The sequence below is a fragment of the Nostoc sp. TCL26-01 genome, assembly GCF_013393945.1.
Classification (GTDB): domain Bacteria; phylum Cyanobacteriota; class Cyanobacteriia; order Cyanobacteriales; family Nostocaceae; genus Trichormus.
Genome location: NZ_CP040297.1, coordinates 1656662 through 1682667, shown reverse-complemented (window position 1 = coordinate 1682667; position 26006 = coordinate 1656662). Strand labels below are relative to the sequence as shown.

At 43.0% G+C, this 26006-nt stretch carries 29 protein-coding genes and 1 tRNA gene; 16 read left to right on the top strand and 14 right to left on the bottom strand.

Annotated features, from left to right (window positions below):
- Window positions 1–48: 48 nt before the first annotated feature.
- Window positions 49–384: a hypothetical protein gene (locus FD725_RS07160; protein ID WP_179047480.1), complete on the bottom strand. Its 336-nt coding sequence runs from the start codon at window positions 382–384 to the stop codon at window positions 49–51.
- A 69-nt stretch (window positions 385–453) separates the two neighbouring features.
- Here FD725_RS07160 and FD725_RS07155 point away from each other — a divergent pair, with 69 nt between their 5' ends.
- The 3 genes from FD725_RS07155 (at window position 454) to FD725_RS07145 (ending at window position 1741) form a co-directional block, all read left to right on the top strand.
- Window positions 454–702 (top strand): hypothetical protein, encoded by a 249-nt coding sequence (locus FD725_RS07155; protein WP_179047479.1) that lies wholly within the window; start codon window positions 454–456, stop codon window positions 700–702.
- An 87-nt stretch (window positions 703–789) separates the two neighbouring features.
- A complete protein-coding gene (locus FD725_RS07150) occupies window positions 790–1335 on the top strand; it encodes an HNH endonuclease (RefSeq protein ID WP_179047478.1) in 546 nt (181 codons plus the stop codon).
- A 16-nt stretch (window positions 1336–1351) separates the two neighbouring features.
- Window positions 1352–1741 carry an alr0857 family protein gene (locus tag FD725_RS07145; RefSeq protein ID WP_179047477.1) on the top strand — a complete coding sequence of 130 codons (390 nt, stop codon included), beginning with the start codon at window positions 1352–1354 and terminating at the stop codon, window positions 1739–1741.
- Window positions 1742–1796: 55 nt separating this feature from the next.
- Here the strand turns inward: FD725_RS07145 and FD725_RS07140 are convergent, their stop codons facing one another.
- From FD725_RS07140 to FD725_RS07125, 4 genes are all read right to left on the bottom strand, one after another.
- Complete coding sequence (locus FD725_RS07140) at window positions 1797–2132, bottom strand: DUF4870 domain-containing protein (protein WP_179051462.1); 336 nt, start codon at window positions 2130–2132, stop codon at window positions 1797–1799.
- Window positions 2133–2178: 46 nt separating this feature from the next.
- Window positions 2179–3750: an apolipoprotein N-acyltransferase gene (lnt, locus tag FD725_RS07135; protein WP_179047476.1), complete on the bottom strand. Its 1572-nt coding sequence runs from the start codon at window positions 3748–3750 to the stop codon at window positions 2179–2181.
- Window positions 3731–6325 (bottom strand): DNA topoisomerase (ATP-hydrolyzing) subunit A, encoded by a 2595-nt coding sequence (gene gyrA, locus FD725_RS07130; RefSeq protein WP_179047475.1) that lies wholly within the window; start codon window positions 6323–6325, stop codon window positions 3731–3733. Before gyrA ends, lnt begins: the two co-directional genes overlap by 20 nt.
- Window positions 6326–6558: 233 nt before the next feature.
- Window positions 6559–7863 (bottom strand): chloride channel protein, encoded by a 1305-nt coding sequence (locus FD725_RS07125; protein WP_179047474.1) that lies wholly within the window; start codon window positions 7861–7863, stop codon window positions 6559–6561.
- Window positions 7864–8042: 179 nt separating this feature from the next.
- On the opposite strand from FD725_RS07125, the gene FD725_RS07120 reads away from it, so the two are divergent.
- Window positions 8043–8255 carry a hypothetical protein gene (locus tag FD725_RS07120; protein ID WP_179047473.1) on the top strand — a complete coding sequence of 71 codons (213 nt, stop codon included), beginning with the start codon at window positions 8043–8045 and terminating at the stop codon, window positions 8253–8255.
- A gap of 45 nt (window positions 8256–8300) precedes the next feature.
- Window positions 8301–9221, top strand: coding sequence for a histone deacetylase (locus FD725_RS07115; protein ID WP_179047472.1), 921 nt, complete (start codon window positions 8301–8303; stop codon window positions 9219–9221).
- 45 nt (window positions 9222–9266) lie between these two features.
- Here the strand turns inward: FD725_RS07115 and FD725_RS07110 are convergent, their stop codons facing one another.
- The 6 genes from FD725_RS07110 to FD725_RS07085 form a co-directional block, all read right to left on the bottom strand.
- Window positions 9267–9614 carry a hypothetical protein gene (locus FD725_RS07110; RefSeq protein WP_179047471.1) on the bottom strand — a complete coding sequence of 116 codons (348 nt, stop codon included), beginning with the start codon at window positions 9612–9614 and terminating at the stop codon, window positions 9267–9269.
- A 125-nt stretch (window positions 9615–9739) separates the two neighbouring features.
- Window positions 9740–9883 carry a hypothetical protein gene (locus FD725_RS07105; RefSeq protein WP_179047470.1) on the bottom strand — a complete coding sequence of 48 codons (144 nt, stop codon included), beginning with the start codon at window positions 9881–9883 and terminating at the stop codon, window positions 9740–9742.
- 36 nt (window positions 9884–9919) lie between these two features.
- Window positions 9920–9991: transfer RNA gene (locus FD725_RS07100), tRNA-Asn, on the bottom strand.
- A gap of 148 nt (window positions 9992–10139) precedes the next feature.
- Entirely contained in the window at window positions 10140–10691 is a 552-nt protein-coding gene (locus FD725_RS07095) for an NYN domain-containing protein (RefSeq protein ID WP_179047469.1), read from the bottom strand.
- A gap of 311 nt (window positions 10692–11002) precedes the next feature.
- Entirely contained in the window at window positions 11003–11680 is a 678-nt protein-coding gene (locus FD725_RS07090; RefSeq protein WP_179047468.1) for an ABC transporter ATP-binding protein, read from the bottom strand.
- Window positions 11681–11694: 14 nt separating this feature from the next.
- Window positions 11695–11967: a hypothetical protein gene (locus FD725_RS07085; protein WP_179047467.1), complete on the bottom strand. Its 273-nt coding sequence runs from the start codon at window positions 11965–11967 to the stop codon at window positions 11695–11697.
- 487 nt (window positions 11968–12454) lie between these two features.
- On the opposite strand from FD725_RS07085, the gene psbD reads away from it, so the two are divergent.
- The 6 genes from psbD to FD725_RS07055 all read left to right on the top strand — a co-directional run bounded on the left by psbD (window position 12455) and on the right by FD725_RS07055 (window position 18873).
- Entirely contained in the window at window positions 12455–13510 is a 1056-nt protein-coding gene (psbD, locus tag FD725_RS07080; protein ID WP_179047466.1) for a photosystem II D2 protein (photosystem q(a) protein), read from the top strand.
- Window positions 13511–14039: 529 nt separating this feature from the next.
- Window positions 14040–14321, top strand: a complete 282-nt coding sequence (locus tag FD725_RS07075) for a 4a-hydroxytetrahydrobiopterin dehydratase (RefSeq protein ID WP_179047465.1) — start codon at window positions 14040–14042, stop codon at window positions 14319–14321.
- A gap of 323 nt (window positions 14322–14644) precedes the next feature.
- Window positions 14645–16381 (top strand): iron uptake porin, encoded by a 1737-nt coding sequence (locus FD725_RS07070; protein ID WP_179047464.1) that lies wholly within the window; start codon window positions 14645–14647, stop codon window positions 16379–16381.
- A gap of 145 nt (window positions 16382–16526) precedes the next feature.
- Window positions 16527–16964 (top strand): Rrf2 family transcriptional regulator, encoded by a 438-nt coding sequence (locus FD725_RS07065; protein ID WP_179047463.1) that lies wholly within the window; start codon window positions 16527–16529, stop codon window positions 16962–16964.
- 221 nt (window positions 16965–17185) lie between these two features.
- Entirely contained in the window at window positions 17186–18148 is a 963-nt protein-coding gene (gene cysK / locus FD725_RS07060) for a cysteine synthase A (protein ID WP_179047462.1), read from the top strand.
- A gap of 17 nt (window positions 18149–18165) precedes the next feature.
- Window positions 18166–18873, top strand: a complete 708-nt coding sequence (locus FD725_RS07055; protein WP_179047461.1) for a J domain-containing protein — start codon at window positions 18166–18168, stop codon at window positions 18871–18873.
- A gap of 236 nt (window positions 18874–19109) precedes the next feature.
- Here the strand turns inward: FD725_RS07055 and FD725_RS07050 are convergent, their stop codons facing one another.
- The gene (locus FD725_RS07050) at window positions 19110–20060 is read right to left on the bottom strand and encodes an RpoD/SigA family RNA polymerase sigma factor (protein ID WP_179047460.1); all 951 of its coding nucleotides are present in this window, start codon (window positions 20058–20060) and stop codon (window positions 19110–19112) included.
- 402 nt (window positions 20061–20462) lie between these two features.
- Between FD725_RS07050 and FD725_RS07045 the strand changes: the two genes are divergently transcribed.
- Window positions 20463–20837: a hypothetical protein gene (locus FD725_RS07045; protein ID WP_179047459.1), complete on the top strand. Its 375-nt coding sequence runs from the start codon at window positions 20463–20465 to the stop codon at window positions 20835–20837.
- A 20-nt stretch (window positions 20838–20857) separates the two neighbouring features.
- On the opposite strand, the gene FD725_RS07040 is transcribed toward FD725_RS07045, so the two are convergent.
- Together FD725_RS07040 and radA are read right to left on the bottom strand one after the other, a co-directional pair.
- Window positions 20858–21745, bottom strand: coding sequence for a PEP-CTERM sorting domain-containing protein (locus FD725_RS07040; RefSeq protein WP_179047458.1), 888 nt, complete (start codon window positions 21743–21745; stop codon window positions 20858–20860).
- 236 nt (window positions 21746–21981) lie between these two features.
- The gene (radA, locus tag FD725_RS07035; RefSeq protein ID WP_179047457.1) at window positions 21982–23508 is read right to left on the bottom strand and encodes a DNA repair protein RadA; all 1527 of its coding nucleotides are present in this window, start codon (window positions 23506–23508) and stop codon (window positions 21982–21984) included.
- A 177-nt stretch (window positions 23509–23685) separates the two neighbouring features.
- Between radA and rpaB the strand changes: the two genes are divergently transcribed.
- The 4 genes from rpaB (at window position 23686) to FD725_RS07015 (ending at window position 26004) form a co-directional block, all read left to right on the top strand.
- Window positions 23686–24414 (top strand): response regulator transcription factor RpaB, encoded by a 729-nt coding sequence (gene rpaB, locus FD725_RS07030; RefSeq protein WP_017742704.1) that lies wholly within the window; start codon window positions 23686–23688, stop codon window positions 24412–24414.
- Window positions 24415–24592: 178 nt separating this feature from the next.
- Entirely contained in the window at window positions 24593–25237 is a 645-nt protein-coding gene (locus tag FD725_RS07025) for a cofactor assembly of complex C subunit B (protein ID WP_179047456.1), read from the top strand.
- Window positions 25238–25264: 27 nt separating this feature from the next.
- Window positions 25265–25681, top strand: coding sequence for a XisH family protein (locus FD725_RS07020; RefSeq protein WP_179047455.1), 417 nt, complete (start codon window positions 25265–25267; stop codon window positions 25679–25681).
- Window positions 25669–26004 carry a XisI protein gene (locus tag FD725_RS07015; RefSeq protein ID WP_179047454.1) on the top strand — a complete coding sequence of 112 codons (336 nt, stop codon included), beginning with the start codon at window positions 25669–25671 and terminating at the stop codon, window positions 26002–26004. Before FD725_RS07020 ends, FD725_RS07015 begins: the two co-directional genes overlap by 13 nt.
- Window positions 26005–26006: the final 2 nt, after the last annotated feature.

The following is a 26006-nucleotide window of genomic DNA, read 5'->3' as shown; positions in this document are numbered from 1 at the left end:
CAGCGTAATTACTATGTTCAATTACGCTACATCTACCTGAATCCAGAACTAGCCAGCTAAACTCTCGACACTTAAAGGAACCATATCGCCATTTCTGGTTAGTCCTAGTAACATTGGTTCTTGGGGTTGGATTAGTTGACCTGTAAGTACACAACGTTCTTCTTGTTGAGCTGTGGCGGCTATACTTGCTCGAATATCGGCTCGGGAAAATCGCGGTTTCCACTCACCTGATTTTTGCTGCACATAGTTCCAGAGGATATCGCGGATGAGTGCCTGATATCCCTGATTGCCAGCTATTTCTTTGAGTTTTTCTTTGAGTTCTCGCTCTAAACGGATGCTAGTAACTTCCATATCGGTGGTTGGGGTGCGAGCGATCGTGTGCATGATTTTTCTCCTTGAAGTATGGACAGGATAGTAATACAAGTGTAGTATGTTTAAAGGAATGTTCAATAGGTGAAATTTTCTGTGAAACCCATTTACTCAAACTCTACTTCTTTGCGCCCCACCAACTACCGAGCCAGTTGGGAATCAAGCGCTGTGGGAGTGGAGTATTTATTTATGGGCGATGGTAGCCAAAATATTGGGCAAATCACATATGAGAATCATGACTTTATATCGGTCATTATTGATGGGCTGAATGCCAAACCACAACTAGACACAAGAAGCGGGAGGTACAGACAGAGAGATGCTGTACCAAAATAAGACCGAAAAACTGTTAGGTCAATTTTTCACCCCCGCTTCACTCAAACCAGAAGCGGGGGTTTTTTATTCAGGAGTGAAAGTAAAGCTGTGGCTATCGCAATGCCAGTGTTAGAGCAATCTGTGGTGGTATTTTCGCAAAATTACTTACCACTGTGTCGAGTCAATATCAAGCGAGCGATCGCACTATTAATTACCAACAAGGCTGAACCTTTAGTTGGTTCTACAGACAAGGGATGGCGAGTTCATTCACCTAGTTTGATAGTTGATGTTCCAAAACATATTCGCTTAACAATCGCTTCTATTGAACGGACATGGAAAGTTCCACCTGTGAATCGGCGGGAGGTTTTGCGACGAGATCATCATAGTTGTCAATATTGCGGTAGCAATAAACGTCTGACGCTAGATCACGTCATTCCTAAGTCTAGAGGTGGTTCTCACACTTGGGATAACGTAGTTGCAGCTTGTGCTAGATGTAACTCACGTAAAGGCGATCGCACTCCCACAGAAGCGGGGATGCCATTACGTCACAAACCGAAAGCACCAGTCCATCCGGCGGTAGCCTTTGCAGTTAGTGAAGCTTGGCGTGACAGTGCCACACAGTTCTGGATCGATGTGCAAGCAAACCTGGAATAACAGGAGAGCAGAAGGAATGCTGAAATTAATTTACACGGAAAACAGCTTTTATTTAGAGTGTTCAACAATGTCCCTAGAGGAATGGGTAGGACAAAGAGTCATCTTAGCACTACGTCTTAGTCAAAATTTATGTGTTGCACCTAGCACCGCGTCCTTTTTGCTACCTGTGGATTTACCAGGAATTGAAGCACTCAAGGCAGAAGCTAAACGTGCTGACAGTGAAATCATTGATCTGTCGGTTTGTGATCCTGAGTATCTAGAGGTTACTCTGCGTGGTAGTTGGCTATCAGATGGTGCAGAAGATGCTGATGGTGTGTTCGTCACGATGATGAGCGATCGCACAGAGTTCTTCTTACATAAACTATGGCAAGCTGCTCAAGCTTGTGCTTCAGTGATCAGTGAATAAGGATAAGTCCGTGCTGAGTACTGAGTGAGGATCTTCACTCGTAACTCAGCATTAATTACACCAAACGAAAAATAAACGGATAGCGATACGGCACATTCGGCTCATTGAGAACTTTGATAATGGCGATGATTGGCATGATAATACTGATCACTCCTAAGCCAATCAACAGAAAAAAGCCAATGACTACGAAAATCAGCAAAGCAAAAATAATTCCGTAGATGTAAAGGTTGATGTGAAAATTCAACGATTCTTTAGCATTAGCTTTGACAACAGAATCTTCACTCAGCAACAAAATGGCAATAGGTATACCAATAGACACTATCGTCGAACTAAAAAATATCGCCCCATGACTCAGTGCAGATAACAACTTGCGTTGCTCTAAGCTTTCCATACCATAACCCCTCTGTGAATCACAATCAGTGACCATATCAACTCAATCATAATTCTCTAGTCTTAATTACGAATTGAGACAACGCACTTAAACCAAATAATAAAGGGGTCAACCAATCCCCCCAACGCACGTATAAAGTTTGTGTTTGGCGGCGATAAATAGTTGCTGCATGAGTTGCGTAAACATTGTATCCAGACATCCACAAAGTTTTACCGTGGGGATCAACAAAAGCTGAATAGCCTGTATTTGTTGCCCGCACTGACCATCTATCAGTTTCAATTGCCCGCATGATATCCTGAGCATGGTGCTGGAATGGCATAGCCGCACTGTAATGAGCATCATTGGACGCACTCAGGATAAATTCTCCACCAATTGCTGCTTGCCGACGAAAAACTTGGGGAAAAGCAGATTCGTAACATATCCCCACAATCGCCCGACCAAAAGGCGTGTCAAAAACTTGATTTGGTGAACCGGGAACTTGATGTTCATCCAGTGGAGACAAGCGCTGAATCAAGCCACCAATAATTCCTTCAAAGGGAATATATTCTCCTAAAGGTACTAGTTTGGCTTTATCATAGCGGCTAATAACTTCGCCTTTACTGTTGATAGTAAATAAGCTGTTGGTATAACTGCGTCCTTTTTCACCAAAAGCTCCTACCCAAGCAACGATGCCTTTTTTCTGAATAGCCGATACTAGAGGAGTTGTAGCTAAATCACGTTGAAAAAAAGGTAATGCTCCTTCTGGTGTTAAAACTGCCTCTACGCCTTGATTTACCAAAGTTAAATACCCTTCTGTGTAACCTGTAATCGCCCGGCGAACTCCTTGGGGCAACAGCTTCATTTTGTTGGGGATATTGCCTTGAACAATACCCACTTTTAAAGCTGTAGCTGGGGGTTGGGCAATCGGACGAGTGTATAAGATAAAACCAATTAGATGTAGAGTAATTAATAATCCTACCGCTACTGCTAAATATTTATTCACTAGGCGAATGGGTGCGGCATCTTGACGATTGATCCAAGCTTCAGCAATTAAACCATTGACACTCACCAGTGCTGCTGTGACAAAATTCGGCCCGGATAGTTGCCCAAGGTGTAAAATGACTAAGTTGTGAGGAGATTGGGTATAAGCTAGGGAACTCCACCACAAAGGCCCCGCACTCCAAAGGCTCTCTAATCCGCACCATATAGCTGTAGCCACAAGGATACGTGACCAGGTTTTTTGCTGGGCAAGACGCACCAAACAAGCTGCCCAAATAGCAACGAATACTCCTCCGTAAAGGCTGACGAATGACCAGCAAAATCCTGTGATGGCCAAGCTTGGCCACCAGGGAACGCCTAGCCAATCCATAGGATGAATGCCAGTGATCCAAAATAGGGCAACGCTGTGATAACCGATACCCCAGAGTAGGCCAAGGAGAAGGGGAGGGGGAGATGGGTTTTTTCTCTTGGCGGAAATAACTATGAATATCCACAGGGGAGTTAGGGCAATCCACGCTAGGAACCATGCGCCAAAAGGGGCTACGGTTAGCCCCATGAAAATGCCACTAGTTAAGGCAATTAGAGCAGGGAGTAAGGATATTAGCCGATCTCCCTGATATTTATTCAGCTTCTGCCGCATCGCCTGTATCGGGGGGAACTATTGCTACTCCGGTAATTGCATCGTCTTCGTCGAGGCGTTGGACTCTTACACCAGTGGCCGATCGCGATTGGATAGAAATTGCATTCACAGCTTGCCGAATAATGATCCCCCGATTTGTCACCATCATGATTTCATTATCGTTGTTGACGATACCGAGAGTGGCTAATTGGTCTTTAGTTTTGCGGTTTTTAAATTTGGTAGCCATCAAACCTTGACCAGCTCGATTTTGTAGGCGGAATTGCCCAACCGGTACGCGCTTACCGTATCCTCCTGTTGTGATTACCAACACCCAAGGGCCACCACTATTGTTATCGGCAACTTCTGCCACTTCTGCAGTTTCTTCGGTGGTTTCGATCTCTTCGGTTTCCATCTCGTCGATTTCTACTTCCTCGGTGTTCAAGGTCTCTAAAATTGCCGCCGGGAGAATATCCATCCCCACTAATTCATCACCTTTTTTCAGTTTCATGGATTTTACGCCACGAGTCGCTCTACCCAGAGGACGGAGTTGTTCGTGGGTACATCTAAAGTGAATGGCCATACCTTGACGAGAACCAACAATTATGCTGTCTTCGACTCTGGCACGACGTACCCACCGCAGTTGATCACCTTCTTCTAAAGAGATAGCAATTAAGCCGTTGGCGCGAATATTACTAAAGGCTGCTAATTCTGTTTTCTTAATGTTGCCGCCTTTGGTGAGCATGACCAGATATTCTTCACTGGTAAACTCATCCACAGGGACGATGGAGGTGATTTTTTCCTCTTTGGGAATGGGGAGTAATTGGACGATGGGTGTACCGCGACTGGTGCGAGAACTAACGGGGATTTGATAGGCTTTCAAGCAGTAGACGACACCGCGATCGCTAAAGAATAAAACGCTGTCATGATCGCAACAAGTCAAGAAATGTTCAACAGTATCATCATCTTTGACTTTGGCGGCGGCTTTGCCTCTGGTGGCACGGCTTTGAGCTTCAAAGGTGTTGACAGGCATCCGTTTGATGTAACCTTGCTCTGTCACCAAAATTATGGCTTTTTCGTTAGCAATTAGGTCTTGATCATCGATGTCGCCTTCACCATGAGTAATGACTGTCCGCCGAGGTGTGGCAAAGCTAGTTTTGATTTGGGTAATTTCGGTTTCAACAATGTCTAATACCCTTTCCCGTCGTGCCAAAATATCTTGTAAATCGGCAATTTGGTTTTGTAAATCTTCGTGTTCTTGACGGATTTTGTCGGCTTCTAGAGCAGTTAACCGCCGTAGCTGCATTTGTAAAATGGCATCGGCTTGCACTTCCGACAGTCCGTAGGTGGTAATTAGCTCCCCTTTGGCTGTGGGTGCATCGGGTGCATGACGAATCAAATTAATGATTGCGTCTAGCTGTGCCAGGGCAATTAATAAACCTTGTAAAATGTGGTCGCGTTCTTCCGCTTTCCGCAGTTCGTAACGGGTACGCCTGTTGATGGATTCGATCCGGAAGTCGAGGAAGACTTCTAAGAATTGCTTGATGGTGAGGGTTTGGGGTTCACCGTCCACGAGGGCCAACATATTCGCCCCAAAGTTGGCTTGGATTGGTGTTTGCTTGTAGAGGTTGTTCAACACCACACGAGGATAAGCATCGCGCTTGAGTTCGATGACGATACGCATCCCATCGCGATCGCTTTCATCACGGATATCTGCAATTCCTTCAATTCGCTTGTCGTTCACCAACTCGGCAATTTTTTCGATCAGGGCAGCTTTGTTGGTTTGGTATGGTAATGCTGTAACAATGATGGCTTCTCTATCTGGCCGTCCCCGTTGTTCCACTGTTTCAATATTAGCGACACCACGCATGGTGATCGAACCGCGTCCGGTGGTGTAGGCTTCTTTAATCCCGGCTGTCCCCAAAATCAATGCCCCTGTCGGGAAGTCTGGCCCGTGGATGTGTTGCTGCATCAACTGGATATCGGTGATTTCTGGATTATGAATCAGTGCTACTAATCCATCAATCAATTCGCCTAAGTTGTGGGGAGGAATATTGGTTGCCATACCCACAGCAATCCCAGAGGAACCATTGAGTAGTAACTGGGGGATGCGGGACGGTAGAACTGTTGGTTCTTGTTGGGAACCGTCGAAGTTGTCAGCAAAATCTACTGTTTCCGATTCGATGTCTTGCAGGAGGGCAGCACTGGTTAAGGCTTGCAAGCGACATTCTGTATAACGCATCGCCGCCGGGGGATCGTTATCTACAGAACCGAAGTTACCATGTCCGTTAATCAGGGGCGATCGCATGGAAAAATCCTGCGCCATCCGCACCAAGGCATCATACACTGCTGTATCGCCGTGGGGGTGATATTTACCCAACACTTCCCCCACCACACGGGCGCATTTCCGAAACGGGCGATCGTGAGTTAATCCCAGCTCGTGCATAGCGTAGAGGATGCGACGATGCACAGGTTTTAGACCATCCCTGGCATCTGGTAGCGCCCTACCTACTATCACACTCATGGCGTATTCCAGATAAGACCGGGACATTTCGTTCCGCAGATCAGTTGGGATAATCCTCTCCTGTGAGGTTGTCATAACCTAAAAAACTCCAAAAAATTTAGATTTTAGCCTTCTCACTTGACAAAGCGCAAAATTATGCCAAATTTCTCTTGAATAATTGCCATATTTTGCTATAATTCTAACACAATATTGCCGTAGTCTGCCGGGTTAGTTCCTCATCAAAACCGTCAAAAATGTTGTTGTAATTAAGTTGATTGTGTTTACTTAATTACAATTAAAAATTAAAAGACTTTTTTGTCTGTAAAATTTTATTTTTCTACTTCTTCAAAATATTGCTGTGTCTTGAGTTGAGATGCTATTAAAGGAGCTTTTGGCGCTAGAAAAAATCCCACTAAGCTAGCAAAAAGGATTGGCGTGAAAGGATGAAAATTAGTCAATTTTGCTAACAATAAAGTTGTACTTATTGGTGTGCGGGTCACGGCTGCATTAATAGCCGCCATTGTGCAAATCATCGCCAGTGCTGGATTCAGTCCCGGAACTAAAATTGCTACGGCTTTACCAATACAAGCACCAGTGAAAAATAAAGGGATAATAAACCCACCACGCCATCCACCAGTGACTGTCACACTGATGGCTGTCATTTTACCCAACGCTAGAACTAAGAGAAAAACTCCAGAAAAACTAGTAGTCAGAACTGCATCTAATTCTTCATGTCCAAAATAACGAGTTAAGGGTAATAAAGCTGCTAAAATCCCTAATCCTAATCCTGCTACAGTAGTACGTACATATACAGGGCTGGGAATCATCGTCAACAGTCTGTCACAGCCACGAAAAATTACCATAAACACCCATCCGGCGATCGCCCCTACAACCCCCAAGAGAACTGCCACAATAAAATCATCGACATTTTCTAAACGGTATTGGGGAAAGTGCCAAGTGGGCGCAATTCCTAAGTGAGTGATCAAAGCAAATACCAGATAACTAGCACAACTCGATACGATAGCTGGCATCAAGGCTTCGTAGTACTCGACAATATGCTGATGGTGCAGAATCTCTAAGGCAAACATCGCCCCACCCAAGGGTGAACCAAACAAGGCAGTAAAGCCAGCCGCCATCGCCGCTAAACTCATGGAGCGAAAATCTTCGCCTTGGAGTTGCAAGCGATCGCCTACCCACGTCCCAAAAGAACCCGTAACTTGTACCAGTGGCGCTTCTGGGCCGGCGCTTCCTCCAGCCGCTATACTCACCAAAGAAGCCAGAAGCATGGCCGGGTTTTTACGCGCATCCAAGCGCCCACCGCGAAAATGGATATTATCGACAATCACAGCAATTTCCCCTGGATTGCCTAAAAAATGAATTACCAAGCCAATAATTAATCCTGCTATTGGCATGACAATTAGCAGACTCACACCCTCAAATCGTTGCAGTTGGTGAGTCATGAATTCCAAAATATTCCAGTACAAACCAGCAAATAAACCACAAACAATCCCTACCACCACCCAGCGAAACACCCACCGCGAAATTACCAAAGGATTACGCCTTACTAGTCCAAAAAGTTGCAAAAACTTCCAGCGTTGAGGTTGATCTGGGCGATCGCTATTGTTTGGTAGCACTACTGATTTCCTAACGTAATAAATTAAATGTTACGGATTCTTGATATTTCTTATGGTAATACTCTTTAACCTGGATACAGTATCTTTAGCCTCAAGATAGTGAGTTGATCAGCCTTCAGACAGTGTGTGTCAGCAATACCAAAGTTTAAGCTAGTGCGTGTATGTTTGAGTTAATAATCATGAATCAAGAGACTGTTCCGAGCCAAGCACAGAACATGAATCCAGATGACTCACAATTAAGTCCAGAAGTCTTGGACAAAATTAAGCATCCTGCAAAAATGGATGATGTAATTCGAGAACAGCCTCCCGAAGAACGCAAAACTAACCCAGCGTTAGTACCAGAAATGTTGGATGAACCAAATGATGAGATGACTGGTTTCGCAAAAGAGTAGTAAGGATACAATGTCATTCAGTATCTTGCTGCCAATCTCCCACTTATGCTACCAGTCATTTATTCTGATGAGTTTTTAGATCATAAAACTGGAAACTACCATCCAGAAAAACCAGAACGTTTGACAGCAATTGTTTATGCCCTAAAGAATGCTGTCTTTGCTAAAAAAATTGCTTGGTATGAGCCGACACCAGCACTAGAAAACGCCTCTCTCATGCCGCTTTTGGTAAAAGCTCATAGTCCAGGATACATCAATAAGGTCAGGGAAATCGCTACTACTGGTGGTGGGTATTTGGATGGTGATACTCCCATATCTCCTCGTAGTTATGATGTGGCGTTACTCGCTGTGAGTGCTTGGTTAGATGGAATTGATACCGTACTGACAACAGCAAATTCGGCTTTTGTTCTCGCACGTCCACCAGGACATCATGCTGAAAGTGATGCAGGGATGGGGTTTTGTTTATTTTCTAATGCGGCGATCGCTGCTTTTTATGCCTTAGAACAACCAGGAATCAATCGCGTTGCTATTCTCGATTGGGATGTACATCATGGTAACGGTACTCAGGCGATCGTGGAAACTCACCCGCAAATTGCCTATTGTTCTCTCCATCAATATCCCTGTTATCCTGGTACTGGCAGAGCTACAGAGCGTGGTTTTCATGATAACGTACTGAATCTACCCGTACCGCCTGGTAGTGATATCTCAGTCTATCAGCCATTGTGGGAAAAAAAGATTATCCCATTTTTAACTGATTTTCAACCAGATTTACTCATTGTTAGTGCTGGTTATGATGGCAATGCTGATGATCCTCTAGCCAGTGTTAATTTGCAACCAGAAGATTATGGTTTATTCACTAATTATTGTTTAGGAATAACGCGAAAAATTTTATTTGGTTTAGAAGGTGGTTACGATTTTCACACACTAGCAAAGTCGATTTTAGCTACAATTGAACCTTGTTTAGGTTAGCAATTCATCTTTTACATAAGTTAAAAGTCATCTATGTCTTAAACTCTAATTTTCCCTGTGATCAACAATTTGATTCAACTCAGATTTATTAGTATCCACAGGTGAGGAGCGAGGATTTTCTAGAGGCAATAGCTGTTCTTGAGTTTTTATTGTATCTGGAATACCTTTTAAGATACTACTTGGAGACATTAGGCTTTTATGAAATAAAAGTCTGATTTCTGCTTCAAACTGTTCTCTACCCTGGCTAAAAAAGTTTGGTTCTCTGGGAAGTAAACCATTAGATATCTGTGGGTTATCAATAGCAAATACGGGTGTATTGACTATCAAAGCCACAAAATAGATTCCCCAAGACACAGATATACTTGAAAATATTGTGTTAAAAATGCTTTTCATTTTTTTATATCAATAATCAAGTTTACTTAACTGCTGTCTAAATCTTGTGCATTTGCATTGACAAAAGCTGCTAGTTTAGCTCTGGCATTGTCTAGTAAGGATTTTCATTCTCTACTAAAAAATCTTTAGGGTTCTTGTTCAAGTTGCGATCGCAGTCTTTGTTGTAATACTAACACCACTTGAGTACAAGCCTCATATGATACATAAATGAAAAAAGTTACACTCGAATCTTGCAACAAAGGTTTTTGAATCTCATTGCTAAAAAACATGAAGTTTGATACTTCAGTTTTACACACTTATTTTAACTCCCCAGGCCGGATTCGAACCAGCGACCAATCGATTAACAGTCGATCGCTCTACCACTGAGCTACTGAGGAAAGTTTGCTCTCACGATTTATCATATTAACGTAGGTCATAGAATTTGGCAAGTACTTGAACGATCTTTTTTGCCAATGCTGTTTTGTCTGGAATATTGCAGCCAAAATCGTCTCTGATGAGAGATTCAAGATTGTTGAATGCTAGTATCTACTTAAATCCCATCCGCAATTCAGCTAGTCGTTGCCGTGCTTGAGCATCGATGGCACTAGCCAAAAATCTGCTCTTAGATTGTTTGCGAGTTTGATATTTTTGCCGCATCCGACAAACTGTAGTTTCCACTTCCCCACAGAGTTGTTGTGCTGACAACCATTCAGCCCCATACCCTTGTACGGTTAACTGCTGTGCGCGATCTGATGTAGCAACAATAACGCGAAAAATCCTCTGTGAGGACATTTGAGGGCGCAAAGACGCACAAATTTTTTCAATATAGGTATCTGCGGTTTGTCCAAAATCTGTGTAATGGACTGAAACTAATTCTGTAATAACTTCCTTATTACTGCCAGTGTTTTGGTAATGAGCATCAAAAACTATTTGCGTCTCATAACCTTGAAATGAGCTGTAGCTGGTCATTGCTTCCACAAGTTCCAAACGTGCAGCCTCTAAGCCATCTTTATCACGTGTTTTTTTCAGACAAGGCCAAGCGCCTATTATATTGTAGCCGTCTACCAACAAGACGGCTGGGAATGAGGAACGGGGCATGGTTTTCAATCACGATTTTATAGAGTTAACAAGATCCATTCATAAGTTTTATAGTAATTGAAGCATTAGCTGTAACACTATGTTACAAATAGCTAAAAAACGCAATTTTATTGCAAACTTTACGCTAAAAAGCTCTAATCACAACAAACGCGCCATCAAGCAGCGCGTTGCAGTTGTTATAAATTACTGATTAATAGTCAATGGTCAATGGTCAATGGTCAATGGTCAATAGTCATTAGCAATTCTTACTCACTCCCTTACTCAGCACGGGCTGCATCGCCCCGCTACCGCTAACAGCACTCAGCACTACCTCACTCTCTCACTTGTTCAACTTCCATCAAGCGTTGTTTAAGGCGTTGGGGTTCGCCTTGGTCTACTAAACGGCCTTTTTCTAACAAGAAAGCGCCATCACAGTAGTTTAATTCGTCTAAGCGGTGAGTAACCCATAACGCTGTGATACCCCTACTTTTCACAAGGCGGCGGACGCTAGCGACTAAATCCAGTTGGCTATCTGGGTCAAGTAAGGCTGTGGGTTCATCTAATAAGAGAATCTCACAGCGACGAGCGATCGCACCAGCAATAGCAACACGCTGTTTTTGTCCTCCACTCAAGGCATAAATTGGACGTAGCTGGAGAGCGCTCAAATTGACTGCACTCAAAGCCTCATCTACTCTGGCTCTCACCATCGTCACTGGCAGTTTTTCTTCTACCAGTCCAAAAGCCACATCAGCACCAACAGTCGGCATCACCAATTGGTGATCAGGATTTTGGAAGACAAAACCCACGGGATGTAAAACCTTAATTTCTCCAGATTGAGGAGCCAAAAGCCCAGCTAAGAGTCGGAGTAATGTAGATTTACCACTGCCATTAGTCCCCAAAAGCATCCAGAATTCACCTTGAGGTACTTTCAGAGAGCAAGATTGAATCGCTATCTCACCATTAGGCCAACTGAAATTTAAATCTTTGACAAAAATGCCCACGTCCGCCATTTGTCTACCTTGGGTTATTCACCAGCTAGAGCAAAAAATCCAGGTGGTCTACCACTGCTTGTGGTAACACCATCTTTCTGAGTAATCTGTACCCCAGAAATTTCACTAGCACGGACAGCAATCTTTTTCTCTGTTTTGCCCTCACATTTCAGTTCCACAATGTCAGGGTTGCCAGAACGGATGGCTGCCAAGATAAGCTGATAAACAGCCTCCGCGTCCTCTGCTGTCTTACGTTGCACTGATATGGGGAAAGCAGTATTTCTGATGCTCAAGTCAATGTTAAACATTTAGCAGTAATCACATATAACTGTAGGACTCATTTTAGCGTTATGAGAATAGAGAATGGGGGAGTGCTGAGTGCTGTTAGCGGTAGCGGGGCGATGCAGCCCGTGCTGAGTAAAGAGTGAGGGTGTGAACAGTGAACAGTGAACGTTTATTAACTGGTAACTGATAACTGTTAACTGGTAACTGATTTGGCAGGGGTGCAGGGTTGAAGAAGAAATGCTAATGACCATTGACCATTGACCATTGACTAATGACTAATGACCATTGACCAATGACTCCTCATCCACTGATCTTCGATAATTTTCGTATTCCCAGATTAAATTTTCCAGAATATTTACTGGAAAAATTAGCGATTTGCATCTAGAATTATTAGAGTCAGTAAAAAATTGTAAACTAGATTGACAATCTAGTTTGTTTTCTGTATGTGATCGGGTGTTAACGCCTGTCTATCTACAGAGCAGTACTTATAATATCTGGAGATTTTTTGTAATGACCATCGCAGTAGGACGCGCCCCCAGCAGAGGGTGGTTTGACGTACTAGACGACTGGTTAAAGCGCGATCGCTTCGTATTCGTAGGCTGGTCAGGAGTATTACTATTCCCCTGCGCCTTCCTAGCACTAGGCGGTTGGCTAACCGGCACAACCTTCGTCACCTCCTGGTACACCCACGGACTAGCATCATCCTACCTAGAAGGAGCCAACTTCCTGACAGTAGCAGTATCAAGTCCAGCAGACAGCATGGGACACTCGCTATTGCTGTTGTGGGGACCAGAAGCCCAAGGAGACTTTACCCGTTGGGTTCAATTGGGAGGATTATGGCCATTCGTAGCGTTACACGGAGCCTTTGCATTAATCGGGTTCATGCTCAGACAATTTGAGATTGCGCGGCTAGTAGGGATCAGACCATACAACGCCCTAGCATTCTCAGCACCCATCGCGGTATTCGTCAGCGTCTTCTTGATGTACCCATTGGGACAATCGTCATGGTTCTTCGCCCCCAGCTTTGGAGTCGCAGCCATATTCCGGTTCTTGCTATTCCTGCAAGGGTTCCACAACTGGACACTCAACCCCTTCCACATGATGGGCGTAGCAGGTGTCCTAGGTGGAGCGTTACTTTGCGCCATCCACGGGGCAACAGTAGAAAACACCCTGTTTGAAGACGGCGATGGTGCAAACACCTTCCGTGCCTTCAACCCCACCCAATCAGAAGAAACCTATTCCATGGTGACAGCTAACCGATTCTGGTCACAGATATTCGGGATTGCTTTCTCCAACAAACGCTGGTTGCACTTCTTCATGTTGTTCGTACCAGTCACAGGTTTGTGGATGAGTGCTGTCGGTATCGTCGGTTTGGCACTCAACCTGCGGGCTTATGACTTCGTATCGCAAGAATTGCGTGCGGCAGAAGACCCCGAATTTGAAACTTTCTATACCAAGAACATTTTGCTGAATGAGGGTATCCGCGCTTGGATGGCTCCTCAAGACCAGCCTCACGAAAAATTTGTATTCCCCGAAGAGGTACTACCTCGCGGTAATGCTCTCTAAGCATGATTTAAGATTCATTGCTTGCCATTGTGTTAAAAGCCTCCGCGTTTTGGCGGAGGTTTTTCTTTTTTTGGTTATTGTCTCCAAATTTGTATGTTATATTAATCGAAGGCTCAAGCCCAGAGATAAATTCTCTGCCTTTTTGAAACTAAGACCGTTTAGGCAACAAGGAGGTGATGCCCATGATAGAAAGTAGTATAACCATGGGTCATCAGGTTGCAGTTAGCCGGCTGTGCGCCGGGGCTGTTCTCTAAAAGTTAGCCTTAGTCTTTTGGACTAAGTTAGCTCAAAAGCTAGGCTAAAGCTCGGAGTTCCTTCCGGCAGTCTGGTTGCAACCTGAAGACCCGCTAGACCGCTCTGACTTAGATTACCTGATCTAAATCAGAGCGGATAGTTTTTTGTAGGCAAATTCCAATTTTTATTGATAGTCATATCAAATTCGTGTCATTGCATATTTTTCTCTCAAAAGAAAGAAAATATGCGCAAAGTGTAAGCGGAAGATACACGAATATGTAAATAGGAGATGGCAATGGCTCAACTACTAAGTGATGCAGAAATCCAAGCCCAATCTGGTCATTTGTCTGGGTGGACGGTAGAAGGTTCTAAGTTGCAGACTACCTATAGATTCAAAGACTTTATTACAGCGATCGCATTCGTTAACAAGATTGTAGAACCTGCGGAGTCAGCAGGCCATCATCCAGACATAGAGATTTCTTATAACAAAGTCAAGGTATCACTAACCACTCATGATGCTGGTGGTTTGACACAAAAAGATTTCGACCTGGCTGAGATCATTTCTCAAATCAACTAAGTTATCTTCTGGTAAGAGGAGACTATTTTGTACTCGATATTCGAGCAAATATCACAATATCTTGTGACAGTTGATGAGGCGATCACTGGTTGCTTGCCATCTGGTTGAAATACTCTATAATAATAAGCTATATGGGTATGTTTTTGCATAAGTTAATTGCATCGATTTTTAACATAAAGTTAATCAGTTGTTAGCTTGGCAAAAACTAGAATTGTAGTAGTGGTAACTACCCCTCATCAAAAGATGTCTATCAGATGTCAGATTTTTGAGAACAGTTGCAACGAAAACATTTGTCTATACAAGGTGTGAGGAGAAAAGTAAAAATGTCTAATCTCTTGTGGAAATCCCTGGTGGTTAGCCCGGCAGTTTTAGGAGCGTTATTAGTATCGTCAGGTGCGATCGCTGCTCCCAGTACTAGCCCAGAAGTATCAACCAATGAAACAGTAGTTCCGACCGAAGTTGCTCAACAACCAGAATTTGTAGCTCAAGCAGCTCCAATTACTGATGAGACAAAGGTTATCGACCAAGTTAACCGCTATAGCAACGAAGGTAGAAATACCACCCAAGGTCAAGTTACATCAGTTTCTCAGTTTTCTGATGTCCAACCTACGGATTGGGCATTCCAAGCATTACAGTCCTTGGTTGAGCGTTATGGTTGTATCGCTGGTTATCCCAACGGTACATATCGTGGGAACCGTGCTTTAACCCGTTATGAATTCGCTGCTGGTTTGAATGCTTGTTTGGATCGAGTCAATGAATTGATCGCTACAGCTACAGCAGACTTAGTAACTAAACAAGATTTAGCCACCTTACAACGCTTACAAGAAGAATTTTCAGCTGAACTCGCCACCCTACGCGGTCGTGTAGATGCTCTAGAAGCGCGGACTGCGGAATTGGAAGCTAACCAATTCTCTACCACCACCAAACTAGTCGGTGAAGCGATCTTTGCTGTTACTGATGCTTTTGGTGATGATGCAGGTGACAGAAACAATACAGTATTCCAAAACAGAGTCCGTTTAAGCTTGCAAAGCAGTTTCACAGGTAGAGATGTGTTAACAACTCGTCTGTCTGCTGGTAATGCGCAAAACTTTAACTTGGGTGACGACAACCTGGGTAACACTATTGGTTCTGGTGACAGTGGTGAAGGTCTACAAACTTTCCAAGTTGGTAGCACTGGTAACAACTCTGTCAGAATAGACAGATTGACATACGAAGCACCCATCGGCCCAGCCCAAGTTTACCTTGCGGCTGCTGGTGGACAACACAGCCAATACGCTGCCGTTAACAACCCTTACTTCTTTGATAAGACTGACGGTGGTAACGGTTCATTGTCTACCTTCTCCTCAGAAAACCCAATTTATCGGATTGGTGGTGGTGCAGGTATTGCTGTTAACGTACCTTTTGGTAAAGGTGGCGGTATTTTACGCCCCAGTTCTGTAACTCTAGGTTACTTGGGTTCAGAAGCCAATAATCCTGGTGTTGGTGCAGGGTTGTTTAACGGTAACTATGCAGCATTGGGTCAATTGAACTTTAGTGTAGGCGATCGCCTAGCTTTAGCAGCAACCTATGTTCATGGTTACAGTGGCGGAGGTAGCACCCTATTTGATGGCGGCAATATCTACAATACTGGTAACGCCTTAGTTGGTACTAGAATCGCTAATGAGCTAAATAGCGCATCATCTACTAACTCCTACGGTTTGTCGGCGGCATTCAGACCCAGTGATAAATTGTCAGTGAGTGGTTTCGTTTCTTACACTGATGTCACCAGTGTTGGCCCAAACAACGACAAAGAAGTTTGGAGCTATGGTGTAGGGGTAGCTTTACCTGACTTTGGTAAGAGAGGCAACGTTTTAGGTATTTTCGCAGGCGCTCAACCTTACGCGCTTGGTGTAGAAGCTGGTTCTAACGAAGTTCCTTACCAAGTTGAAGGCTTCTACAAGTATCGCGTTTCCGATAACATTTCCATTACTCCTGGCGTTATCTACTTGACAAATCCTGGTCAAGATGGTAGTAACTCAGATGCGTTTATCGGTACTCTGAGAACCACCTTCACTTTCTAGGACTGGCAAAACTCATTCAAGATTCTTAAATAAGCAAAACCCCGTTTAATAGCGGGGTTTTTTGCTGGCAAGAGTACTAATCTTAAAACCCCAGTCATGAACCGGAGTATACTGGAGAAAGTTAAGACTACTCATATTTTTGCTTGTGGAACTATCTTGTAAATCGGAATATGCCATTCTTGCCTTATTAGAAATGGCGACGCATTATCAAAGTGGCGAACCAATGCAAATTCGCCAAATCGCTGCCCAACAAAATATACCTGATCGCTATTTGGAGCAACTATTAGCAACTTTGAGGCGTGGGGGTATCCTCAAAAGTCAACGGGGATCAAGAGGTGGCTATTTTTTAGCGCGAGAACCTCGAAGAATTAGCGTTTTTGAGATATTAGAATGTTTAGAAGGTTTAGATGCTCAAACTGGAAATGAAAATGCCAAGTCTCAGACTTTAGATGTTGCAGTTATAGAAGAAATTTGGTGTGAAGCTAATCAGGCAGCAAAATCGGTGTTGCAAAATTATAGCCTTCAGGATCTTTGTGACAGGAGAGATTCTCGCAAGCAGTTAGATGTTATGTATTACATTTAGTCGAGAGGGAGTGAGGGAGTGAGGGAGTGCTGAGTGCTGAGTGATGAGTGCTGTTAGCGGAAGCGGGGCGTTCAGCCCGTGCTGAGTGAGGGAGTGAGGGAGTGAGTGAGCAAGTGAGGGAGTAAGAATTGCTAATGACTAATGACTAATGACTAATGACTATTGACTAATGACTATTGACTATTGACTATTGACCATTGACTAATAACTAAGGAAAAATTATGCGGGTTGCTCGTAATATTACAGAACTTGTTGGTCGTACCCCTTTAGTACAGTTAAATCGCATTCCTCAAGCTGAGGGATGTGTGGCAGAGATTTTGGTGAAGTTGGAGAGTATGAACCCATCCTCGTCGGTGAAAGACAGAATTGGGGTGAGTATGATTAATGCGGCGGAGAAAGAAAAGCAGATTACTCCCAGCAAGACAGTATTGGTAGAACCAACATCGGGAAATACTGGTATTGCCCTGGCAATGGCAGCTGCAGCGAAGGGTTATCGGTTAATTTTAACTATGCCAGAAACGATGAGTGGTGAACGTCGAGCCATGTTGCGGGCTTATGGGGCAGAATTAGAACTGACACCAGGAATGGAAGGAATGAGTGGGGCTATACGGCGCGCGCAGGAGATAGTTAACACTACGCCTCATGCTTATATGTTGCAGCAGTTCCGCAATCCGGCTAATGCGAAAGTGCATAACGAAACCACCGCCGAAGAAATTTGGGAAGATACTGATGGCAAAGTGGATATGATTGTCGCTGGGGTGGGTACAGGTGGTACGATCACAGGTGTAGCGGAAGTAATGAAAGAGCGAAAACCTGATTTTAAGGCGATCGCTGTGGAACCTGCCAATAGTCCAGTTTTATCTGGAGGTAGGCCAGGCCCCCACAAAATCCAAGGAATTGGGGCTGGGTTTGTCCCGCAAGTACTTCAGTTACAATTGATTGATGAAGTAATTACAGTCACTGATGAAGAAGCGATCGCTTATGGACGGCGTTTAGCCAGAGAGGAAGGGTTGCTATCTGGTATTTCTACCGGGGCTGCTTTATATGCAGCAATTCGTGTTGCACAACGTCCCGAAAATGCAGGACGATTAATTGTGATGATTCAGCCTAGTTTTGGTGAAAGGTATTTGAGTACTCCGTTGTTCCAAGACTTAGAAGCAAAGATCACTGCTAGCATTAGCTAACGATAAATTTTAGATGAATGGTCGATTCTCAGCAAAATTCCAATCACTACGAAACTCTCAATGTCAAGTCTGACGCAAGCCAAGCGGAAATTAAACAAGCTTATCGCCGCTTGGTAAAATTATTTCATCCTGATAGTCAGCAGGAAACAGCTAATCACGAAGAAATTATCCGCATTAATGCTGCTTATGAAGTTTTAGGTGATAATCAAAGTCGGCTTAATTATGATCAAAAACTGCTAGATCAATCGCAAACATTTAATAGCGATCGCCTAAAACGCACAGCATCAGCCGGGAAAAATTATCAATCAAAACGTAAGAGTGGTAAAGATGTAGATGAGCAGATAGAAGAATGGCTACGCCTAGTTTATCAACCAGTTAATCGCCTACTAGGAAATATTCTTGATTCCTTGGAAGAACAAATCGAAGAACTTGCTGCCGATCCTTTTGATGATAAATTATTAGATGAGTTTCAAGAATACTTAACAGCCTGTAGAGAAGATATCAAACAAGCCCAAACGATTTTTCGTTCTCGTCCCAATCCCCCCAGTCTAGCGAGAACTGCGGCTCACCTATATTACAGCCTAAATCAAGTCAGCGATGGTTTAGATGAGTTGGCTTACTTTCCATTGAACTACGATGAGCGATATTTACACACAGGTCAAGAATTATTCCGCATTGCTACAAGATTGCACTATGAAGCACAAGTGTCTGTAAATAGTCAGTAGTTAATTTAACGTAAGTTCGATGATGACTGTTTTGACCTCACCCCCAACTCCTCTCCGACTAAGGGACTTCCAACTAGAAAAATATACAATCACTTTGGTGAGTAGGGGAGGTAGGGGAAGCAGGAGAGGAAAAATCCCATGTTCATATTTGCTCTCACCCATTGAATATTTTATTTTCTGGAAGTCCCTAATTAATAATTAGCAATTAAAAGAAATTCCTACCCGTGACCCATAATTTAGGAAAATAGATATTGTCCAATTTCCGGTTGTTGACGACGCAGAATATTCATAGCTTGTTGCTGGATTTGGCGAACTCGCTCTCGACTGACATTTAGCTGTTCTCCAATCTGGGCTAAACTTCTCTCCTGATTATCCAACAGTCCGAATCGCAAAATTAGTACTTCACGCTGCACGGGTTTAAGTGATGCTAACAAATTATCTAAATCCTGACGCAGCATTTCTTGAGTGATATGTTCGTTGGGTGAAACGCCTTCATCGCTGAGAAGTTCACTCAATTCTGTATCTTGGTTATCTCCCACCTTTAAATCTAGAGAAATTGTCCCACTAGCAGCTCTCAAGTATTCTCGCACTTGACTAGATTCTAGGCCTAATTCTTGAGCAATTTCTGTGACAGTAGCACGACGACCTAATTTTTGAAATAATTCGCGCTGGATCTTCTTAATTTGATTGAGTTTTTCGTTCACATGAATTGGTAGGCGAACAGTGCGAGATTTTTCAGCGATCGCTCTTGTGATAGCTTGAGTTATCCACCAATATACGTAAGTTGATAATTTGTAACCCCGATTGGGGTCAAACTTCTCTACACCCCGTTGTAAACCGATGGCTCCTTCTTGAATCAAATCCAAAAATTCCAAATTGCGACGCTGATACTTTTTGGCAACGGAAACCACCAGCCGCAGGTTGGCTGTCACCATCTTTTGTTTTGCTCGTTGACCAAGCTGAAGTATTTGATTGACTTCAGTTTCACTCTTATGTACATGAGTCGCTAATTCTGTTAACGTTGGTTGCCGATGCAATTCTTGACAAAGCGCAGCTTTGTCTCGCTCAATGGCAATCATTTGCTGTACTTGCCTGCCATAAGTTATTTCTTGGTCTGATGTTAATAAGGGGAACTGACCAATTTCTTGTAAATAAACGCGCACCATATCGGAACTTAGGCTAGACATACAACTTTAACATTTCTCCATAATCAAACGAATCTAAAAGTATAAATCAAATAGCTGCATAAATCTCCTTAATTTCGATAGTGGGAAAAATTAGCCTCAAACTACGACTAGCAAAGAAGGTTATCTCACAAAAGTGATTAGACAAATTAGTTGACAAACGAGATTCAGTAAGATAACACAATAAAATCAAGGATAAGATTGTCAACAGTCAAAAGTAATAAGTACTCACTTTGTTACGTACCCTACGGGAAGGCTTGTGCCAATGCAATGACAAATGTATATTTAATTTTGCACGACTACTTAATTTGGTCAATGATAAACTAATGACTGATGACATTCATTTACTCCAACTTACTCACCAGTTTAGCGATACACTAAGAAAAATTCCTTGAGGAAGCATGAATGGCAAAGTCAAACGGAGTTAAAATTGAAACAACTACACAGGAATCATCTGTGGTTGATACTGAAGATACAGGAGAAACTCAAGATTCATCAATACAAGTTGAAGATGTTCAAGATATTGATGAAATACTCAACTCACTTAAAAGCCTACTAAGTAGTGTCGAGAAGTTGCAAAAAGTTCGCCAAGAAATAGGTGATATCAAACCGATAGTTGAGCGCATGCTAGATGGGGAGTTGGTAGCAGGTGTCGAACTTGAGCAACTGAAGACAGGGGTAAGTAGTCTTTTACGCCTAGTTCGTGCTTATAGTGATCATCAAGCAGCTTTAGCTAAAGCACAACCTGCCAGAAACCTTTTAGATCAAATTCTCAAATAGTTTCTAGATGAGTCAAACACTTAACCCCTAATGGGACGTTTTCTGGAGAGAAAACCAATTATGCCCAGTAAAGCAGCGCCAAAACCAGATAGCGGTGTTGGTTCTGGGACAGTGATCAGGGTTGGTGTCGTCGGTGTTGCAAAGACAAAATCATCGGTAGCAACTAGATCAATACCATTTGCTAAATCTTCACCACCAAAGGACTGGATAGTTGTACCATCAAAGCTAAACAGTGCATTAGTGCCAACAGTCAATTGTACTTCGGTGACGATAGGGTTGTCGAAAAGAACTCCCAGAAACTGTGGCTCTCCGGATGCACCTACAGGAACGAAAAATTTACCCAGACTGATTTTTGCGCCACTAGTTGTTGTGCCAAAGTATTCGATACTGCTGCTGTCGGAATTTTCTGTATCAACGAAGATAGCACCAAAACCTCTTGTCCCAGCAGCAATGTTAGCTCCAGGTAAGACGAAGCTTTGCTCAATGAAACGATCATCGAACTGGCCGGAGTTGAAATCGAACATCACAAAGGTATTTTGCGGACTGAAAGCGGGAAACTCTCCTGTGGTGTCTGGATTGACGCTAGCAAACCCATCGCCACTTACTGCATAAGGATCAGCAAACAGCGCACCTGCACCCAGGAAGCGATCAACTGGAATTGCCACTGTTTTCCCAGGGTCAATTACTTGAGTGTTAGGGTTAACATCCGTACCATCAAGACGGACAGCATCCCAATTTATCCGACTGCCACCACCGATCGCTGTGCGAAAATCATTGAAAGCATTAGTGGCTGTCGTTCCTGATCCACTAAATACCAGAGTAGATGCTTGTGCTGATTCGGCAGCAGTCGCTAGTAAGCTCAATACTATGCTGCTGGCAATTGAAGTGACAATTCCATGTCTAAACATAACTTGTGTTCCTATAGCTGTTAGTGATTATTGGGTAAAGTTGAGAACTCAGAGGTGAAAATCCAGGTAACTCCCAAAAAAAATCAAGAAGTCATGATGACTCTTGTTTTATTCACAACATGAAGCTGGAATATCACAGTGATCTATAGATTTATCGGATGATTATCAGAAAAATATGCAATTAAATAAATTGCTGTCGAACTCACATTAAAGCAATATGAACTAAGCTAAAACTCTTATTCCTCCTGCTCTTCATCTAAATTGAAATCTTCTTCTGTGAGTTCTTGGTGGGGAATGGCAGCGATAATTGCATCTATGACTTTGGAAACTGGAAGAATTTCAATGTTCAAGTTGGGGAATTTTTGCCCCTTGGGAACGATCGCTCTTTTAAATCCTAATTTAGCTGCTTCTTTTAACCGCAGTTCCATCTGAGAAACGGCTCGTACTTGTCCACCCAAGCCGACTTCACCAATTAATACTGTACCAGGATCAACGATGCGATCGCGGAAACTGGCAACGATGGCGATCGCAATTCCTAAATCTACGGCTGGTTCGGCGACGTTCAATCCTCCCGCCGAGGCGACGTAGGAATCTAGTTTGGACATGGGAATCCCGACTCGCTTTTCTAATACCGCTAAGATTTGCACTAGACGGTTATAATCTATACCTGTGGCAGCCCGGCGCGGTGAGGGATAACTGGTGGGACTGACTAAGGCTTGTAATTCCACAACAATAGGACGTGTACCTTCACAAGCTACGACAATTGCTGTCCCAGGAGCCGGATCATCACGGTTGCCTAAAAATAACTCACTGGGGTTGGGGACTTCCCTTAGCCCGTGTTCTACCATTTCAAAGATGCCGATTTCGTGTGTCGCGCCAAAACGGTTTTTGACGGTACGTAACAATCGATGAGAGGCAAAGCGATCGCCTTCAAAATACAGTACTGTATCTACTAGGTGTTCTAAAACTTTCGGCCCGGCGATCGCCCCTTCTTTGGTTACGTGTCCGACAATTAGCATGGTAATATCTTCGTGTTTTGCCACCTTCATTAAGGCGGCTGTGCATTCTCTTACCTGAGCGACTGAACCAGGTGCTGAGGTCAAAGCAGGAAAAAACACGGTTTGAATACTATCGATGACTGTCACATTTGGCTTGAGAGAATCTACTTCTCGCAGGATTTCTTCTAAATCTGTTTCCGGTAATACGTATAAATCAGAACCTATAGTCTCAACAATTTCCGGTACTGATGCCTCTGTGACTGTTGTTTCATTCTCATCACTAACAACATTGAGAGGCTTGGAAACACCCAAGCGAGAAGCCCGCAATTTTACTTGTTGTCCTGATTCTTCACCTGTGACATATAAAATGCGATATCTTTGCGCCAGTTGGTTTGATACCTGCAATAGCAAAGTAGATTTACCGATACCGGGATCACCACCAATCAGCACCATTGAACCAGGAACCACACCACCCCCTAACACTCGATCTAGTTCACCGTAACCAGATTCCCATCGAGCAATTTGGCGATCGGTAATTTGATCAAATGTGAGGGAAGCCCTTGGTTTAGCTGGCTTTGCCCCAGGTTTACCATTACTTTGACTTTGCCAACCACCCACACCCCGACTAGGCACATCTACTGAGGATTGAATGGTAATCTGTTCTTCTAAAGAGTTGTAAGTACCACAAGCGGGACACTTACCAAACCACTGGGGAGATTCTGAGCCACATTCGTTACAAATGTAAAAGGTTTTGGGCTTTGCCATTCTTAAATCTTAAGTAATATTAAATATCTTAATTTTTCTTTAATGATTGCTCAAGTGAAAAATCCAATTAATAGCCATATTTAGAGCATTTTCCAAATCATTTGTGGGAATGATATCTTAATATTATGGTATTAAAAATTAATCATGAAAAATTTTAGTTAAGGAGCGTTGAGAAACTTGGAAAGTCATAAAGAAAAAATTCTGGTAGTAGATGATGAAGCCAGCATTCGCCGGATTTTGGAAACACGCCTGTCGATGATTGGCTACGATGTAGTCACAGCTGGCGATGGCGAAGAAGCTTTAGAAACTTTTCGCAAAGCCGATCCTGATTTAGTAGTTTTGGATGTAATGATGCCAAAGCTAGATGGTTATGGTGTTTGTCAAGAATTACGCAAGGAATCAGATGTCCCTATTATTATGCTAACAGCCTTGGGGGACGTAGCCGATCGCATCACAGGATTAGAATTGGGTGCTGATGACTACGTAGTTAAACCATTCTCCCCCAAAGAGCTAGAAGCGCGGATTCGCTCAGTGCTGCGTCGGGTAGACAAAACAGGTGCTTCCGGTATTCCCAGTTCCGGCGTGATTCATGTTGGTAACATCAAAATCGATACCAACAAACGGCAAGTCTACAAAGGTGATGAGCGCATCAGATTAACAGGTATGGAATTTAGCCTGTTGGAATTATTAGTGAGTCGTTCAGGAGAAGCTTTTTCTCGTTCAGAAATTTTGCAAGAAGTCTGGGGTTACACACCAGAACGTCACGTAGATACCCGTGTCGTTGATGTACATATCTCCCGTTTACGAGCAAAATTAGAAGATGACCCCAGTAATCCAGAATTAATCCTCACCGCACGCGGTACTGGTTATCTATTTCAACGCATCATCGAACCAGGAGAAGAGTAAAAAATGGGGAGCAGGGGAGGTAGGGGAGAAGAAGAAATGCTAATCCCGAATTTCTCACGAAATTTATCAAACCGAAGTCCAGAGACTGTAGGGGCGGGTTAACCAGATATTCGTGAATGATTGAAGCATATTTGTGAACCCGCCCCTACCGTTTTGTGAGAAATGCAGGTAATGACTAATGACCAAACCTGATCCCAATCGAGTTTTGCGGCGTTTACCCTTAGTAGTAGGTGGGTTAGGCGCTGTTCTTTTGCTGATTAATCGCTTACTGACACCTCAACTTACAGATTCGCAAGCGCGAGGTGATGTACTGGGAGTAATTTTGAGCGCTGTGCTAATTTTAACTGGTTTAATTTGGCAACAGGTGCAGCCGCGATCGCCTGATGCAGTAGAACTGATTGGGGAAGAAGGTTTTGTGTTAGCAGAGGACTTACCCACAGCCGTGAAAACAGAATTAGCCTGGGCATCTCATTTATTATTGACGAACACGGTAACGCGATCGCTAGTAATTTATTATCAAGGCAAAGTTTTGTTACGTCGCGGCATTCTGGGTTCTCAAGCAGAAGTTATCCCCGGTGCAATTGTCAAACGGGTTTTGGAAAAACAACAACCTGTTTATTTAGTAGCTCTATATGTCTACCCTGGCAGAATTGAATTTGATTATTTACCCGAAAATACTCAAGGGGTAATCTGTCAACCTCTAGGCAATCAAGGAGTACTAATTTTAGGCGCAAATGCCCCTAGAAGTTACACAAAACAAGATGAAAACTGGATAGCCGGAATTGCTGATAAATTAGCAGTAACACTCCAAGAAAATTTATAAACTTGAGGCTATAATCTATATAGAAAAATGGCTAAAGATGTTTTTCATCAACAGGTAAAAAAAGCATTAATAAAAGATGGCTGGATAATTACTCACGACCCTTTTACAATTCGTATTAGCGAAGTGGTTAAATTACAAATAGATTTAGGTGCTGAAAATGCGATCGCCGCAGAACGTAACACAGAAAAAATAGCAGTTGAAATTAAAAGTTTTATTGCCGATTCAGATATTAGTGAATTTCATACTGCACTTGGGCAATATCTCAATTACCGTCAAGCATTAGAAGAACAAGAGGTAGATAGAATAGTTTATTTAGCAGTTCCTATCGAAACATATACAGATTTTTTTCAACTTTCCTTTATCCAAGGCGCTCTTCATCGTTATCAAGTTAAGTTAATAATTTATGATCCCAAACAAGAGGAAATTCGATTATGGATAAAATAGAACTTTATCGACAATTAATCAAACAAATTTTAAGCGAACATCAGCAAGAACAATCTCATACTGATACTGTTCAATCCCAATTAATTTTAGACCATGAAAATGACCACTATCAATTAGCTTATGTTGGTTGGCAAGGAGACAAGCGGGTATTTGGCCCCATCATACATCTTGATATTAAAAATGGGAAAATATGGATTCAATATAATGGTACAGAAGAATCTATTGCTGAACAATTGGTAGAATTAGGTGTTCCTCCCTCAGATATTGTGATTGGGTTTCATTCTCCTTTCAAACGCCAATTTACCGCTTATGCTGTTGAATGAAA